Here is a 15,872-nt window from a genome sequence, read left to right on the forward strand (position 1 = left end):
CGAAAGCGGCTTTCAGGGAGGTGCCGGTCAGGAGCCGCAGTTGGATGTCGGCAGGCTTGACAGGCTCGGCGGGGTCACGCCGTCGTAGATCGCCAGCAGCAGCGGTTGCGGGCAGCGCTTCACGCCGTCCGCCGAGCGGATCTCGATGTGCAGGTGCGGAGCGCCGGAGTTGCCGGTGTCGCCGGTCGTCCCGACCCTGGTCCCGGCGCTCACCGACGCGCCGTTCGCCACCGAGCGGGCCGACAGGTGGCAGTACACGATCCGCGCGCCGTCCGACCGCACCAGTCGCAGACCGATGCCGCAGGTCGTGCTGGAGTAATGCTCGGCGCGGGAGGCCGTCATCGAGTACGCGGGCACGTACGACACGATCAGGTCGATCGCGGGGGTGCCGTCCCAGTGCCCGACGTTGTAGTCCGAGCGGCCTGCCGCGGCACGGTCCAGCGGCAGCGCCCAGCCACCCGTGCCACCGCCACCGCCGCCGACGAGGGTCTGCCACGTCTGCGGGCCGACCACGCCGTCGACCGCGAGCCCGTGCGCGCCCTGGAACGTGCGGACGGCACGGTCGGTGGCCGCGCCGAACTGCCCGTCCACGGCGAGGCCCGAGCCGTACCGGTTGAGCTGCGTCTGTGCGGCGCGCACCGCTTCGCCGGTACTGCCCTGCCGGACCGAGACGATCAACTTCGGCCACGTCTGGGCGCCCACCGTCCCGTCGGCGGTGAGACCGTTGGCGCTCTGGAACGCCACGACCGCGGACTTGGTGGCCGGCCCGAACTCGCCGTCGGCGGCGATGCCGTGGCCGTGGTGGCGGAGCAGGTACTGCACCGTGGTCACGTTCGGTCCGGTGGCGCCCTGGCCGACGTTGGGCCAGGCGGGGAGGGCGTTCGCGGACGGGCTGAACAGGAACATGGCGGCCAGGACGGCCACCGTTATCGAGAGGACTCGGGGTAATCGCATGTGCATGGCCTTTCGCGCAGGGTACGAACGGTCGGAAAAACACTAACCAGCCGTTCGTTCCAGGCATAAGGCCCAGATGCACGAAGGGCACCTTCGCGGAAAGGTGCCCTTCGAAAAACTCACGCGGCAGGGCTCATGCCGCGGTGAAGACCAGCGCCACGTTGTGCCCGCCGAACCCGAACGAGTCGTTCATCGCGGCGGTCAGGTCGAGTTTGCGCGCCTCCCCGGCCACGACGTCCAGCTCGACCTTCGGGTCCTGGTTCTCCAGGTTCCTGGTCGCCGGGATGATGCCGTGGTAGATCGCCAGCAGGGTCACGATGCTCTCGACCGCGCCCGCGCCGCCGACCAGGTGGCCGATCGAACCCTTCGGGGCGGTCAGCACCGCGTGGTCACCGACCGCCTTCTTGATCGCGACCGCCTCGCCGATGTCGCCGACGACCGTCGACGTGGCGTGGGCGTTGACGTGGCCGATGTCGGCGGGGGTGAGCCCGGCCTGCCGGATCGCCTGGGTCATCGCGTTGATCTGGCCGATGCCCTCGGGGTGGTTGCCCGTGATGTGGTAGGCGTCCGAGGTGATCCCGGTGCCCGCGAGCTTGCCGTAGACCCGCGCGCCACGGGCCCGTGCGTGCTCGGCCGACTCCAGCACGAGCACACCGGAACCCTCACCGAGGATGAACCCGTCGCGGTCGACGTCGAACGGGCGGGACGCCCGCTCGGGCTCGTCGTTGCGCAGCGAGAGGGTGCGGGACTGCGCGAAGCCGGCCACCGTGATCGGGTGGATGCACGCCTCCGCGCCGCCCGCGACCACCACGTCCGCGCGACCGGTCTGGATCATCTGGTACGCCTGGGCCAGGCCCTCGGCACCGGACGCGCAGGCCGACGCCGGGGAGTGCACCCCGGCCCGTGCCCGCAGTTCGATGCTGACCAGAGCCGCGGGCCCGTTGGGCATCAGCATCGGCACGGTCAGCGGTGACACCTTGCGCAGGCCGTGCTGCTCCAGCAGGTCGTCCTGGTCGAGCAGCGTGACCGGACCGCCGATGCCGGTGCCGATCGCGACGCCGAGGCGGTCGGGGTCGACCGGCTCGTGCTCGTCGGACGGCAGTTCGTACCCGGCGTCCGCCCAGGCCTGCCGGGCCGCGATGACCGCGATCTGCTCGCAACGGTCCATCCTGCGCAGTTGCACCCTGGGCAGGACCTCGGACGGCTCCACGGCCAACGGGGCCATGAGCCGGGACGGCAGGCCGTACTTCTCCGCCCACTCGGTGTCGTTGGGTTTGATTCCGTTGCGGCCGGCGATCAGCCCGTCCCATGTGGACGTGACGTCACCGCCGAGCGGAGTGGTCGCGCCCATACCGGTGACGACGACTTCGACCGTGCTCATGGCGTCTCCGTGATCCTTACTCAGGGTGTCTTCTGGTGAACCCGTCAGGCGTTCTTCGAGACGTACGTCACGGCGTCGCCGACGGTCTTCAGGTTGGCGAGCTCCGCGTCCGGGATCTTGACCTCGAAGCGGTCTTCCGCCTGCACGGCGATCTCCACCATCGACAGCGAGTCGATGTCCAGGTCGTCCACGAAGGACTTGTCGGCGGTGACCTCGTCGGCCTCCACGCCGGCGACCTCTTCGACGATCTCGGCGAGGCCGGCCAGGATCTCCTCGTCGGTGGGCTTCTCTGCCATGCTTCTTATCTCCTTTGTTGGCCCGGACCGGTCGGCCCGGAAGTGTTGTCTGTTCGGGTCGCAAGCTCCCCGAAGTGTTTGTCTGTTCGGGTCGCAAGCTCCCCGAAGTGCCGTTGTGCTGGTGAAGATTACGGGCAGACCACGACCTGCCCGGCGTAGGACAGTCCCGCGCCGAACCCGACGAGCAGCGCGGTGTCCCCGGAGTGGATCCGGCCCGCGGCACGCATGTGGTCCATCGCCAACGGGATGGACGCGGACGAGGTGTTGCCGGAGGTGACGATGTCGTCGGCGACGACCATGTCCTCCCGCGCGCCCTCCTTCCGGAGCCTCTTCGCGATCGCCTCGACGATCCGCAGGTTGGCCTGGTGCGGGATCAGCACGTCCACGTCCTTGGGCGCCACCCCGGCCAGTTCGAGCGCCCGCATGGCGATCGGCGCGATCTTCGACGTGGCCCAGCGGTACACCGACTGGCCCTCCTGGTAGATCTTCGCCTGCTCGGTCATGCCGATCATGTCGACGAGGTCGCCCGCGGTGCCCCACGCGACCGGCCCGATGCCCGGCTCGTCGGACGGACCGACGACCGCGGCGCCCGCAGCGTCGGCGAAGATGATCGCGGTGGACCGGTCGAGCGGGTCGACCACGTCGGTCAGCTTCTCCGAGCCGATCACCAGCACACGTCCCGACGAGCCCGAGCGGACGAGGTCGGAGGCGACGCCGAGCGCGTAGCAGAAGCCCGCGCACGCGGCGTTGAGGTCGAACCCGCCGGCGGCCTTGATACCGATGAGGTCGGCGACCTGCGCGGCGGCGTTCGGGATCGGCGCGGTGGCCGTGCAGTTGGCGACGATCACGGTGTCGAGGTCGGACGGCGAGAGCCCGGCCGCGGCGATGGCCTTCGACCCGGCTTCGACGGCCATGCTGACGACGGTGTCCTTCTCGGAGCCGAAGCGCCGCTCCGCGATGCCGACGCGTTCGCGGATCCATTCGTCGTTGGTGTCCATGATCTTGGACAGGTCGTCGTTGGTGACGACGCGTTCCGGCTGGGCGCTGCCGATGCCGAGGATGCGGGTGCCGGGAACGCCTGACGCGCTCCGCAGTGCGGTCATGTGGAGGTCACTCCTCGTCGGCGGTGGTGAGCGCGGCGGTCACCTTCGCCAGGTCGTCCGGGGTCTTGAGCGCGGTGGTGGTGATCCCGCTGAACTCGCGCTTGGCGAGGCCGGTCAGCGCTCCGGCGGGTGGCAGCTCGGCGGTGGCGTGCACGCCCAGCTCCTTCATCGTGGCCATGCACAGGTCCCAGCGGACCGGGAGCGTGACCTGGTTCACGAGCCGTTCGAGCACCTCGGCGCCGTCGGTGACGCGGGCGCCGTCGGCGTTCGACAACAGCGTGCGGGCCGGGTCGGTGACGTCGACGTCCTTGGCCCTGCCCCGGAGCGCCTCCTGCGCGGTCGCCATGTAGCTCGTGTGGAACGCTCCCGCGACCTTGAGCTTGATGACCTTCTTCACGAAGTCCGGCTTCTCGGCGACGACCGCGTCGATGCCCGCGATCGGCCCGGCGGCGACGATCTGGCCCGCCCCGTTCATGTTGGCGGCGGTGAGGTCGTGCTCCGCGAGCCAGGCGACGACGTCGTCCGGTTCCCCACCCATGACCGCGGCCATCCCGGTCGGCGCGAGGTCGCACGCGGCGGCCATCTCCCGGCCGCGGACGGCGGCGAGCGCGACCGCGTCGTCGCTGGTCAGCACACCCGCGACGGCGGCGGCGGCCAGTTCGCCGACGGAGTGCCCCGCGACGACCACGTCGTCGGGCAGCGTGATCCGGGCGGCGAGCACCTCGTAGGCCAGCAGCGACGCGGCGACGACGAGCGGCTGGGTGACGGACGTGTCCTTGATGGCGTCGGCGTCCGCGACGGTGCCGAGCTCGACCAGGTCGAGGCCGGCGAGTTCGGACCACGCGGTGAGCCGCTCGCGGGTGCCCTCCACCTCGAGCCAGGGGGAGAGCATGCCGGGTGTCTGTGAGCCCTGACCGGGGGCGAGGAGAGCGAGCACGTATTCAAGGGAACACGCTGGACCGGCCATGACGGCATGCTGACACGGACCAAGTCGAGCTGGCCGAGTTGTAGGAACCCTACAAAGGTTACCGCGGCGTGAACGGCCTGGAGGGGCGATCCGTAGTAGGTCCCTACCACAGACCGCGTGCCCGCGACAGCCTGCCGACGGCAAGTGCGATGCGAAGCACGAGCGCGTCGCGAGGGAGGTTCGCGTTGTGCCCGGTGATCTCCGTGGCCTTCCGCAGCCGGTACCGGACGGTGTTCGGGTGGACGAACAGCAGCCGCGCGCAGGTCTCCAGCACGCCGCCGACCTCCAGGTAGGTCTCGACGGTTTCGAGCAGCGCCCCGCCCGCTTCCTCGAGCGGCCGGGCGATCTGGTCGATGAGCTGCCACTCGGCCTCGGGGTCCCCGGCGAGCGCCCGTTCGGGCAGCAGGTCGGTGGACCGCACTGGCCGGGGCGCGGAGGGCCATGCGACGACGGCACGCAGCCCGGACAGTGCCTCGACGGACGACCGGTGCGCGTCGGCGATGGTCGCGACGGTGGGCCCGGCGACGACGGGACCGTCGCCGAAGGAGGCGGTCATCTTCTCCAGCACCCGGGGTTGGTCGGTGTCCCCGGCGAGGACGACGATCAGCCGTGAGCCCTGCACGCCGAGGAGAACGGGCCGGCCGGCGCGGGCGGCGCGGCTGCGGACCTCGTAGAGCACGGTGGGCGGGTCGTCGGAGGGCGAGTTGCCGACGAGGACGGTGGCGGGTTCGTCGAGGTCCCAGCCGAGGGCGGCGGCGCGGGAGAGGAGGGATTCCTCGGCGTCGCCGCGGACGATGGCGTCGACGACGGAGGCTTCGAGGCGGGCGTCCCAGGCGCCGCGGGTTTCCGCGGCGGTGGCGTAGGACATGGCGGAGGTGAAGGCGACTTCCCGGCCGTAGCGGAGGACGGCTTCGGTGAGGACGTGCCGTTCGTCGTCGTTGGCGGCGAGGTCGGGGACCTCGCGTTCGATGACGTGGACGGCGACGCGGACGAGTTCGACGGTTTGCCGCAGGGAGATCCAGCGGGAGAGGTCGCGGGGGGCCTGCCGGAAGGCGTCGGCGGTGAGCCGGATGGCGTCGCCCTGGTCGCGGAGGTAGGCGGTGAAGCCCGCGGCGCCGGTCTGGGCGATGAGTTGGACGGAGGCGCGCTGGTCGGCGGGCATGCGGCCGAACCAGGGGAACTGTTCGTCCATGGACGCGAGGGCGGCTGAGGCGAGCTTCCCGGAGGCGCGGTCGAGGGCCGCAAGCGTTTCCTGCGACACCTTGACCATGTTGTGAGCGTAGCGATTCTGTTCGGGTTTCTGTTTCGTCGTGCGCGGCTCCTCCGGTTCGGGCGTGTTGTGGTTTGGCATGGATGGGGTCTGCCCTCCGGGGGGTCCTCGCCGGACGGGCAAGTCTCGGGGAGGGGCCTCACGATTCGGGCTTGTTGAGATTTGGCATGGATGGGTTCTGCCTGCCCTCCCGTCGTCCTCCCTCCGGGCTATCACACCGCGTCAAGGGGCCGGTGTTTGTGCACGGGGTGCTTCGGGCAGGCCCCTTGACCCGGTGTGATCGGGCTTCGCCAGGTCGACGGGAGGGCAGGCAGGCCGTCTTTGTGGGCTGGCGCCCGGCTTGTGCACGGGGTGTTGCCCCGCTTCGCGGGCCCGCGAAGCGGGCCGCCTTGTGCATGGCCGAGCTTGATCAAAGCGTCTTTCAGGGCGCTGGGGTGGGCGTAACCACGCTGGGTCGGGAACCGTCCGCACCGTGGGGGGTTCGGGGGGCTCGGCCCCCCGGCAGACACTGAGGCGAAGCGGCGGGAAGGTGGCCTCCGGACACCGAACAGCCCCGCCCGGCTTCGCCGGGCGGGGCCTCTCCCCGGTCCCCACCGGTAGCTCCACTATGGAGGGTCCGGGGAGGGGACGCCACTGCTGTCCCCCGATCGTGCTAATTGTTCATCAGCGCAGGTCAGGGGGTTACCTAGAGTCAGGCGACGCCCGGGTCGGACGTTTGCGGGCCGGCGGCCGTGATGTCGTCGATGCGGTACCGGCGTGCTGCTTCGACGACCTTGTTCTGGTCCAGCTCACCGGCCTTGGCCAGGGCCGCGAGGACGCCGACGACGATCGATTCGGTGTCGACGAGGAAGTGGCGGCGTGCGGCCGGTCGGGTGTCGGAGAAGCCGAACCCGTCGGTACCGAGTGTCAGCATCTCGCCGGGGACCCAGGGGCGGATGAGGTCGGGCACGGCACGCATCCAGTCGGACACCGCCACGACCGGGCCGTTCGCGTTCTCCAGGACGGAGGTCACGTACGGCTTGCGGGGTTCGGCTTCCGGGTGCAGGAAGTTGTGCCGGTCGATCTCGACGGCGTCGCGGCGCAGTTCGCTCCACGACGTCGCCGACCACACGTCGGCGTAGACGCCCCATTCCTCGTCGAGTTTCCGCTGGGCGGCCAGTGCCCACGGCATGGCGACGCCCGAGACGAGGATGTTGGCGTGGGGGCCGTCACCCTCCTGCGCCTTCTGGTACCGGTAGAGGCCGCGCAGCAGGCCTTCGACGTCGAGGTTCTCCGGCTCCGGGGCCTGGACGTACGGCTCGTTGTAGATGGTGAGGTAGTAGAAGACGTCCTCTGCCTGCTCGCCGTACATGCGCCGCAGGCCGTCCTTGACGATGTGCGCGATCTCGAACGACCAGGCGGCGTCGTAGGCGATGACGGCCGGGTTCGTCGCGGCCAGCAGCAGTGAGTGGCCGTCGTTGTGCTGCAGGCCCTCACCGGTCAGCGTCGTGCGGCCCGCGGTGGCGCCGAGGACGAAACCGCGGGCCATCTGGTCCGCGGCCGCCCACAGGCCGTCGCCGGTGCGCTGGAAGCCGAACATCGAGTAGAAGATGTAGATCGGGATCATCGGCTCGCCGTGCGTGGCGTACGACGTGCCCGCCGCGGTGAACGACGCGGTCGAACCGGCCTCGTTGATGCCCTCGTGCAGGATCTGGCCGCTCTCGCTCTCCTTGTAGGACAGCATCAGCGACGCGTCGACCGACGTGTACAGCTGGCCGAGCGGGTTGTAGATCTTCTGCGTCGGGAACATCGAGTCCATGCCGAACGTGCGCGCCTCGTCCGGGATGATCGGCACGAGCCGCGGCCCGATCTCCTTGTCCTTGGCGAGGTCGCGGACCAGGCGCACGAACGCCATCGTGGTGGCGACCTCCTGCTTGCCCGACCCCTTGCGCACCACGTCGTAGACCTTGTCGCCGGGCAGCACCAGCGTCTTGGCCTTCTTGCGGCGTTCCGGCACGAACCCGCCGAGCTGGCGGCGCCGCTCCAGCAGGTACTGGATCTCCGGCGAGTCCGGGCCGGGGTGGTAGTACGGCGGCAGGTACGGGTCGGTCTCCAGCTCCTGGTCGGAGAGGGGGATCCGCAGCGTGTCGCGGAAGTTCTTCAGGTCGTCGAGCGTCATCTTCTTCATCTGGTGGGTCGCGTTGCGACCCTCGAAGTGCGGCCCGAGGTTGTAGCCCTTGATCGTCTTGGCGAGGATCACCGTGGGCTGACCGTGGTGCTCGACGGCGGCCTGGTAGGCGGCGTAGACCTTGCGGTAGTCGTGGCCGCCGCGCTTGAGGTTCCAGATCTCCTGGTCGCTCATCGGCGTGACCAGCTCCTTCGTGCGGGGGTCCCGCCCGAAGAAGTGCTCGCGCACGAACGCGCCGTCGTTGGCCTTGTACGTCTGGTAGTCGCCGTCCGGGGTGGTGTTCATCAGATTGATGAGGGCACCGTCACGGTCGGCGTGCAGCAGCGCGTCCCACTCGCGGCCCCAGATGACCTTGATGACGTTCCAGCCCGCACCGCGGAAGAACGACTCCAGCTCCTGGATGATCTTGCCGTTGCCGCGGACCGGGCCGTCGAGGCGCTGCAGGTTGCAGTTGATGACGAACGTCAGGTTGTCGAGGCCCTCGTTCGCGGCCACGTGCACCAGGCCGCGCGACTCCGGCTCGTCCATCTCGCCGTCACCGAGGAACGCCCACACGCGCTGGTCGGAGGTGTCCTTGATGCCGCGCGCGTGCAGGTAGCGGTTGAACCGCGCCTGGTAGATCGCGTTCATCGGGCCGAGGCCCATGGACACGGTCGGGTACTCCCAGAAGTCCGGCATCAGCCGGGGGTGCGGGTACGACGGCAGGCCGGCGCCCGGACCGCCGTGGGAGTACTCCTGCCGGAAGCCGTCGAGCTGGTCGGCGGACAGGCGGCCCTCGAGGAAGGCGCGCGCGTACATGCCGGGGGAGGCGTGGCCCTGGAAGAAGACCTGGTCCCCTCCTCCGGGATGGTCCTTGCCGCGGAAGAACCAGTTGAAGCCGACCTCGTAGAGCGTCGCCGAGGACGCGTAGGTCGAGATGTGGCCGCCGACGCCGACGCCGGGCCGCTGCGCGCGGTGCACGGTCATCGCCGCGTTCCAGCGGACCCACGCACGGTAACGGCGCTCTGTCTCCTCGTCACCGGGGAACCACGGTTCCTTGTCGGTGGGGATCGAGTTCACGTAGTCCGTGCTGGTCAGTGACGGTACGCCGACCCGGCTCTCGCGGGCCCGTTCGAGCAGGCGAAGCATCAGGTAGCGCGCACGCTGCTGGCCTCCCGACGCGAGCATCGCGTCGAACGACTCGAGCCACTCGCTCGTCTCGTCCGGATCGATGTCCGGGAGGTGTGCCGCGAGACCGTCGCGGATGACCCGGACCCGCTCGGGCTGTTTCCTGCTGTTTTCGCTGTTCTGCGTAGCCAAGGGGTCTCCAGTGCCTGCGCTCATGGGGCTAACTCTGCCATCGTCGTCTCAATGGGCGCTCAGGTCATCCTTACCGACGAGTAACGGCCAGTTTTGGGATGGTCCGTACAGGGCAAACCCGGCGTGGGTGGTTGCGCGGTAGGGCAAGGTCAGTGTTCGCTGTCCCAATACCGATTCGCGGTCGGCCACTTCGGCCACCGCGGTGGCGTTCGAGGAGGAGTGAGAAGCCGTGGTCGCCGCGGGAGACGCCGGGAAGGCTGGCGTCGCCGAGAGGCTCGGGATCGAGCCGGGGATGGTCGTCCAGGAACTCGGGTGGGACGAGGACGTCGACGACGGCGCCCGAGCCGCCATCGAGGAACAGATCGGCAGCGACCTGCTGGACGAGGATGCCGACGAGGTCGTCGACGTCGTCCTGCTGTGGTGGCGCGAAGACGACGGTGACCTGGTGGACGCCCTGATGGACGCCATGGGACCGCTCGCCGACAACGGCGTGATCTGGGTCCTGACGCCCAAGACCGGCCGGGACGGGCACGTCGAGCCGAGCGAGATCGCCGAGGCGGTGCCCACGGCGGGCCTCGCCCAGACGTCGAGCGTCAGCGTCGGCGGCGACTGGTCGGCCACCAGACTCGTGTCCCCCAAGTCGGCGAAGACCAAACGCTGAGCTTCGTTAGGCTGTCCTGCGGCATGGTTCGCTCGCTTCGGAGGTGGCAGCTCGGTGGTCGACGTCGGTGGCAAGGCGCCGGAGTTCACGCTCAAGGACTACAACAAGCAGGACGTGTCGCTGTCGTCGTACCTCGGGCAGAAGCCGGTGCTGCTGGTCTTCTACCCGTTCGCCTTCAGCGGCATCTGCACCGGCGAGCTGTGCCAGCTCCGCGACGACTTCTCGTCGTTCGACAGCGTCCAGGTGCTCGGGGTGTCCGTCGACACCCCGTTCAGCCTGAAGAAGTGGGCCGAGCAGGAGGGCTACCAGTTCCCGCTGCTGTCCGACTTCTGGCCGCACGGCGCCGTCGCGCAGCAGTACGGCGTCTTCAACGAGAAGGCGGGCATGGCCAACCGCGGCACGTTCCTCATCGACACCGACGGTGTCGTGCGGTTCGCCGAGGTGAACCAGCCCGGGGAGGCCCGGGACCAGGAAGCGTGGAAGAAGGCGGTCGCGAGTCTGTGACCGTCCGGCCGGGTTCGCGCCCGGCCACCAGGGGCGTATAGCTCAGCGGAAGAGCACTCGGTTTACACCCGAGCGGTCGCAGGTTCGATCCCTGCTGCGCCCACTCCCTCCGCCTCACCCTGCTTGGTGCCTTCGGCACCTGCGCCGGGTCGGTCGTCGTGGTGTTGGGGGGCCGAGCCCCCCAAACCCCCACGGCGCGGTTGGTGGCGGACCCAGCGTGCGTGCGTCGAGGATTCGGTGACGGTCGCATCTTCCGCGATCGATGCTCGTCGGTCAGTTGTCTGTGATGATGATGTCCAGGCCGTCGTCCGGGTGGTAGGTCCAGGTCGCGTTCAACCCGCTCCACGTCGCGTCCTGCATGCCGTCCAGGGCTCGGGTCGAGTTCATCTGTGTCATCACGCTGTCCGGGGTTTCCAGGTAGTCGAGGAGGCAGCTGACCTCGGAGAAGGACAGGAAACCCGACGAGAGTTCCTCGCCGCGCATGTCAATGACGAGCGTGTGGCCGCTGTCGACGAGATCTCCGACCATGCAGTGGTCGTGTGCCGCCTGCAGCGGTGTGGTCGACGCTTGCGGGATGCCGTCCATCTGTCTGCCCGCGGTCGCGGTCGCGATGATGACTGCGACGACGGCTACGGACATCATCGCGACCGGGATGGCGAACCGGCTGAACGCGGTTGGGCGGTGCGATGGAGGAGCCGGATGCGGGTGCGTTGGGTAGCCGGTCATGGTCCTGTCCTTCGAGGGCGACTGGTGTTGATCCACGCGTCGGCGTGGATCTTGGGGGTGTTGCACCTCGCGGAGCGGTGTGGCCACTTTCTGTCCACGAACATTGCCGCGCCGGGGTGTAAACAGAACGTCGCCCCGCGGAGTCTTTCCCAGTGATGGCTGATTACGAGGAGTTCGTCCGGGCGCAGCTGCCACGGCTGCTGCGTTACGCGACGATGCTCACCGGGGAGCGGGAGCAGGCTGCTGACCTGGTGCAGGACGTGCTGGTCAAGGTCTACCGGCGGTGGTCGCGGATCAGCGACGCCGACCACCCGGACCGCTACGTCCTGCGGATGACCACCAACGGCTACCTGTCCTGGCGGCGGAGCAGAGCGGCGCGGCTGGTCACCGCGGCCGAGCTGCCCGACGCGGTGCGGCCCGACGACTTCGCGTCGGACCACGCCGTGCGTGAGGACATGTGGCAGCGGCTCGCGAGGTTGCCTCGGCGCCAGCGGGCCGTGGTGGTGCTGCGGTACTACGAGCAACTGGCCGACGCCGAGATCGCCGACCTGCTCGGCTGTGCCCAGGCGACCGTGCGTGCCCACGCCCACCGGGCTCTGACGACATTGCGGAACGGCCTTGCCATCGAGTTGGTGGCCGAGGCCATGGAGAGCTGATGGAGATCGAGAAGTTGATCAAAGACACGTTCACGGCGCACGAGCACGTCGCGCCCGACAGTGACACCGTGCTGGCTACCGCGCGGGAGCGGATCGACCGCAAGCGCGCGATCAGCAGGCCGCTCGCGGTCGCGGCCGGGGTCGTCGCGGTGACCCTCGCGGCGGCCGCCGTCGTGGTGCTGAACCGGTCCGCGGGTGACGACGGTATGCAGGCCGCCGCACCCACGTCCGGCGAGGTCACCGCCACCGCCCCGGCCGCCCCGGCCATCGCCGACCTGACGATGCCCTACACCCTCGGGTGGCTGCCGTCCGGTGACGTCGAGTACTACGTGCACCGGATCAACACCGGAGCCACCGCCGAGGACCCGCACACACCGATCTACGGCGGTGAGTACATGCTCTCCGTCGACGTCGGCGGCAAGAAGATCATGGTCGACGTCCAGGAAGTCAAGATGTCGCCGGTCGAGAACGCGGCGTTCAAGTCCGGCCCCGGCAACCCTGTCACCATCAACGGGAAGCGCGGTGTCGAGAGCGCCAACCCGGGCGGCCCCGCCGGCTACGAGGTGTACTTCGAGCACCCCGAGGCCGGGTCGATGTACGTGGGCGTCGGTCCCGAGAACGGTGGCACGGCGGACGCGCAGCAGTTGGTCGACATCGGCAGGAACATCGCCGAGAACATCACTTTCCCCGGCACCACGAAGGTCACCCCGTCGTTCGGGCTCGGCGCGCTGCCGGACGGCATGCGGATGTGCACTTTCGGCGTCGAGAAGTCGCTCAAGTCGTCGTCCCCCAGCGGGTCGGCCGACACGAGCTACGCGGTCGGCACGTGCGCCGCTTCCGAAGGTTCGGTCACGGTCAGCACGTCGGTCGTGAACGGGCCACAGGGCACCGCGGGGAAGCCCGTACAGGGGCACGAGACGCTCATCGCCGACGAGCGTGGCTACCGGTCCCTGTGGATCCTCGACGCGGTCGGCGACACCCCGATTCTCGTCGCGGGCAAGGTTCCCGCGGCCGACCTGTACGCCATCGCGAACGGTCTGGTGCTGCCCGCGAAGTGATGGAGGCGACCGCGGCGCCGAGCAGGGATCCTGATCGTTACTGGGAACGATCTGTGCGGGGTGTGAAGGGATCCTGATGCTCGGTTGCCGCGGGCCTCGGTCCACCATGCTCCATTGGGGGGATCGGAGGGCGGTGACGGTGTGTTACCGCCCTCCGAGAGGATCACCCGCGAGGGTGATGGGCGGTAGCGTGGCGGCATGTACCGCCAGCGGGTCCAGTCTTCTGCGGTGGTGTCCGTGGGGTACGACAAGAAGCGGCGCGTGCTGGAGGTGGAAGTCGAGGGCGGCGCCGTGTACCAGTACCTCGACGTGCCCGCGCGCGAGTACTTCGCCCTGATCAGCGCGGACAGCGTCGGGCGGTACTACAACCAGAAGATCAAGGCCACCTACGACTTCCGCAAGGTCTGACCGAGTACGTCGTGAGCTGATCGCATGCAACCCACCGAGAGCGCGGTCATCGTGCCGTTTCCGAGTCTCGACCCGCTCGTCGGGGAGTACCGGCAGCGGATGGACCGGGCCGCCGCGTGGGGCGTGCCCGCGCACGTGACCGTGGTCTACCCGTTCGTTCCGCCGCCGGTCGGCGCCGACACGCTCGAACTGCTGGCGGCCGCGCTGACCGACGTGTCCGCCTTCGAGTGCGAGTTCGCGCGGGTCGAGTGGTTCGGTGACGACGTGGTGTGGCTGGCGCCGGAACCCGACCGGCCGTTCCGGGACATGACCGCCGCCGTCTGGCGCGCGTTCCCCGACCACCCGCCGTACGGCGGTCAGTGGGGCGACTCGATTCCGCACCTGACCGTCGGTCACACCGATCCGGCGGGCATGCGGGCGGCCGCCGACGAGCTGCCGCCGCACCTGCCGGTCCACGCGCCGGTCGACCGAGTATGGGTGCTCGAGGGGACCGACGCCCCTGGCTCGTGGGGGATGGTCGCCGAACTCAGCCTCGCGGCGCCGCGTCCTGCGGGTTGACGGCGCCGGCCGGGAACGTCAGCCAGCGGGCTCCAGTTCCGGGTCCGCGTCACCCGGGGCGACCGTGACCGCTGCCGCGCGGGCCTTCTTGCGGCGCTTGCGGATGGTCATCGTGATGAGCAGAGCCACGACGAGGCCGCCCACCAGGACCAGGCCACCGGTGCTGATGAACCCCTCGATGCGTTTCGCAGCCTCGCCCAACGCGGCGCCGATCGCGATGTGCATGGCAGACCAACAGGCCGCACCCGCGACCACCGCGGGCAGGAACTTGCGGTACGCCAGACCTGAGGTGCCCGCGGCCGCGGGTGTCAGTGTGCGGACCACCGGCAGGAAGCGCGCGAAGAACACCGCCCACGCGCCTCTGCGGCGCAGGATGTCGGTGGCCTTGTCCCAACCCTCGGCGCCGTACTTCTGGACGACCTTCGTCTCGCGCAGGGCCGGGCCAAAACGGCGGCCGATGGCGTAGCCGATCGAGTCGCCGATGCCCGCCGCGACCGTGACGACGGCCCACAGCACGATGAAGCGCGACACCGAATCGACCGTGGTGGCCGCGATCAGCAGACCGCCCTCACCCGGTGCGATGAACCCGAGGCCGATCGTGCACTCCGCGAAGACCAGCGCCCCCGTGGCCCCCACCAGCGCGGGTTGCGGCAATGCCTGCAACCACTCCAGGACGTCGGTCACCAATGCCACGATCTGCTCCCCTCAGATGGTCTTCCCCCGGGCGCGCCAAGTTTGGCACTAGGACCGAGGAAATCACATCCGGGTTCCCCCTGACATCAACCCAGGAGCTGACTTATGAGTGCCTACTCAGGACTGATGAGATCTCCTGGGAGGCCGGTCCGGCTTCCGCGAGGTGGCGCAGCGCCTCCGGGACTTCCTCGCCGCGGTGCGCGATGGCCTGCGCGTACAGGCGGCCGGCCCGGTAGGACGACCGCACCAGCGGGCCCGCCATGACCCCGGCGAAGCCGATCGCCTCGGCGGTCTCCTTGTGCACGAGGAACTCCTCCGGCTTCACCCACCGGTCGACCGGGTGGTGGCGCAGGGACGGGCGCAGGTACTGGGTGATGGTGATGATGTCGCAGCCCGCGTCGTGCAGGTCCCGCAGCGCCGCCGTGACCTCGTCCGGGGTCTCGCCCATGCCCAGGATCAGGTTCGACTTCGTGACCAGGCCCTCCTCGCGGGCCTTCGTGATGACCTCGAGCGACCGCTCGTAGCGGAACGCGGGCCGGATGCGCTTGAAGATCCGCGGCACCGTCTCCAGGTTGTGCGCGAGCACCTCCGGCCGCGACCCGAACACCTCGGCCAGCTGGTCGGGGTCGGCGTTGAAGTCGGGGATCAGCAGCTCGACGCCGGTGCCGGGGTTGAGCGTGTGGATCTGCCGGACGGTCTCGGCGTACAGCCATGCGCCGCCGTCCGCCAGGTCGTCGCGGGCGACGCCGGTGACCGTCGCGTACCGCAGGCCCATCGCCTGGACCGACTCCGCGACCTTGCGCGGCTCCGTGCGGTCCAGCTCGGCGGGCCTGCCCGTGTCGATCTGGCAGAAGTCGCAGCGCCGGGTGCACTGCTCGCCGCCGATGAGGAACGTGGCCTCGCGGTCCTCCCAGCACTCGTAGATGTTGGGACAGCCCGCCTCCTCGCACACAGTGTGCAGGCCCTCGCGGCGCACGAGGCCCTTCAGCTCGGTGTACTCGGGGCCCATCTTGGCGCGCGTCTTGATCCACGCCGGCTTCTTCTCGATCGGCGTCTGGCTGTTGCGGACCTCGAGACGCAGCAGTTTTCGACCTTCGGGAGCGATCGTCACGACGTTCAGGTTACGCCCCTTGACTGGCTCCGATCGTGGCCGCTAGACACGGCCGACCCT

The 15,872-nt window shown here is 69.4% G+C and carries 16 protein-coding genes and 1 tRNA gene; 7 read left to right on the top strand and 10 right to left on the bottom strand.

All coding sequences use genetic code 11. The annotated features are described in order from the left end of the window. Positions 1–27: 27 nt before the first annotated feature. The 7 genes from ACIBVP_RS11645 to aceE all read right to left on the bottom strand — a co-directional run bounded on the left by ACIBVP_RS11645 (position 28) and on the right by aceE (position 9,437). Positions 28–924 (bottom strand): peptidoglycan-binding protein, encoded by an 897-nt coding sequence (locus tag ACIBVP_RS11645; RefSeq protein ID WP_396106017.1) that lies wholly within the window; start codon positions 922–924, stop codon positions 28–30. Positions 925–1,087: 163 nt separating this feature from the next. Further along, on the bottom strand, positions 1,088–2,335 hold the full coding sequence (locus tag ACIBVP_RS11650; protein WP_396106018.1) for a beta-ketoacyl-[acyl-carrier-protein] synthase family protein: 1,248 nt from the start codon (positions 2,333–2,335) through the stop codon (positions 1,088–1,090). A gap of 44 nt (positions 2,336–2,379) precedes the next feature. Next, entirely contained in the window at positions 2,380–2,631 is a 252-nt protein-coding gene (locus tag ACIBVP_RS11655) for an acyl carrier protein (protein ID WP_396106019.1), read from the bottom strand. 128 nt (positions 2,632–2,759) lie between these two features. Continuing rightward, entirely contained in the window at positions 2,760–3,734 is a 975-nt protein-coding gene (locus ACIBVP_RS11660) for a beta-ketoacyl-ACP synthase III (protein ID WP_396106020.1), read from the bottom strand. A 7-nt stretch (positions 3,735–3,741) separates the two neighbouring features. Next, positions 3,742–4,701: an ACP S-malonyltransferase gene (locus ACIBVP_RS11665; protein WP_396106021.1), complete on the bottom strand. Its 960-nt coding sequence runs from the start codon at positions 4,699–4,701 to the stop codon at positions 3,742–3,744. 103 nt (positions 4,702–4,804) lie between these two features. Then, positions 4,805–5,971 carry a PucR family transcriptional regulator gene (locus ACIBVP_RS11670; RefSeq protein ID WP_396106022.1) on the bottom strand — a complete coding sequence of 389 codons (1,167 nt, stop codon included), beginning with the start codon at positions 5,969–5,971 and terminating at the stop codon, positions 4,805–4,807. Positions 5,972–6,662: 691 nt separating this feature from the next. Then, positions 6,663–9,437: a pyruvate dehydrogenase (acetyl-transferring), homodimeric type gene (aceE, locus tag ACIBVP_RS11675; protein ID WP_396106023.1), complete on the bottom strand. Its 2,775-nt coding sequence runs from the start codon at positions 9,435–9,437 to the stop codon at positions 6,663–6,665. A gap of 229 nt (positions 9,438–9,666) precedes the next feature. Between aceE and ACIBVP_RS11680 the strand changes: the two genes are divergently transcribed. The 3 genes from ACIBVP_RS11680 (at position 9,667) to ACIBVP_RS11690 (ending at position 10,705) form a co-directional block, all read left to right on the top strand. Next, the gene (locus ACIBVP_RS11680) at positions 9,667–10,098 is read left to right on the top strand and encodes a DUF3052 domain-containing protein (protein ID WP_396106024.1); all 432 of its coding nucleotides are present in this window, start codon (positions 9,667–9,669) and stop codon (positions 10,096–10,098) included. 54 nt (positions 10,099–10,152) lie between these two features. Next, entirely contained in the window at positions 10,153–10,602 is a 450-nt protein-coding gene (locus tag ACIBVP_RS11685; protein WP_396106025.1) for a peroxiredoxin, read from the top strand. A 31-nt stretch (positions 10,603–10,633) separates the two neighbouring features. Further along, positions 10,634–10,705, top strand: a tRNA-Val gene (locus ACIBVP_RS11690). Positions 10,706–10,875: 170 nt separating this feature from the next. Here the strand turns inward: ACIBVP_RS11690 and ACIBVP_RS11695 are convergent. Further along, entirely contained in the window at positions 10,876–11,328 is a 453-nt protein-coding gene (locus ACIBVP_RS11695; protein ID WP_396106026.1) for a hypothetical protein, read from the bottom strand. Between the two features lie 155 nt (positions 11,329–11,483). On the opposite strand from ACIBVP_RS11695, the gene ACIBVP_RS11700 reads away from it, so the two are divergent. The 4 genes from ACIBVP_RS11700 (at position 11,484) to ACIBVP_RS11715 (ending at position 14,008) form a co-directional block, all read left to right on the top strand. Then, the gene (locus tag ACIBVP_RS11700) at positions 11,484–11,984 is read left to right on the top strand and encodes a SigE family RNA polymerase sigma factor (RefSeq protein ID WP_396106027.1); all 501 of its coding nucleotides are present in this window, start codon (positions 11,484–11,486) and stop codon (positions 11,982–11,984) included. Beyond that, complete coding sequence (locus ACIBVP_RS11705) at positions 11,984–13,042, top strand: hypothetical protein (RefSeq protein WP_396106028.1); 1,059 nt, start codon at positions 11,984–11,986, stop codon at positions 13,040–13,042. Before ACIBVP_RS11700 ends, ACIBVP_RS11705 begins: the two co-directional genes overlap by 1 nt. A gap of 198 nt (positions 13,043–13,240) precedes the next feature. Continuing rightward, a complete protein-coding gene (locus tag ACIBVP_RS11710; RefSeq protein WP_396106030.1) occupies positions 13,241–13,450 on the top strand; it encodes a KTSC domain-containing protein in 210 nt (69 codons plus the stop codon). 24 nt (positions 13,451–13,474) lie between these two features. Further along, complete coding sequence (locus ACIBVP_RS11715; RefSeq protein ID WP_396106031.1) at positions 13,475–14,008, top strand: 2'-5' RNA ligase family protein; 534 nt, start codon at positions 13,475–13,477, stop codon at positions 14,006–14,008. A gap of 18 nt (positions 14,009–14,026) precedes the next feature. On the opposite strand, the gene ACIBVP_RS11720 is transcribed toward ACIBVP_RS11715, so the two are convergent. Further along, entirely contained in the window at positions 14,027–14,701 is a 675-nt protein-coding gene (locus tag ACIBVP_RS11720) for a DedA family protein (RefSeq protein WP_396106032.1), read from the bottom strand. A gap of 103 nt (positions 14,702–14,804) precedes the next feature. Further along, positions 14,805–15,812: a lipoyl synthase gene (gene lipA, locus ACIBVP_RS11725; protein ID WP_396106033.1), complete on the bottom strand. Its 1,008-nt coding sequence runs from the start codon at positions 15,810–15,812 to the stop codon at positions 14,805–14,807. Between the last annotated feature and the right edge of the window lie 60 nt (positions 15,813–15,872).

This window comes from Actinophytocola sp. NPDC049390 (assembly GCF_044466355.1).
In the GTDB taxonomy this organism is placed as follows: Bacteria; Actinomycetota; Actinomycetes; order Mycobacteriales; family Pseudonocardiaceae; genus Actinophytocola.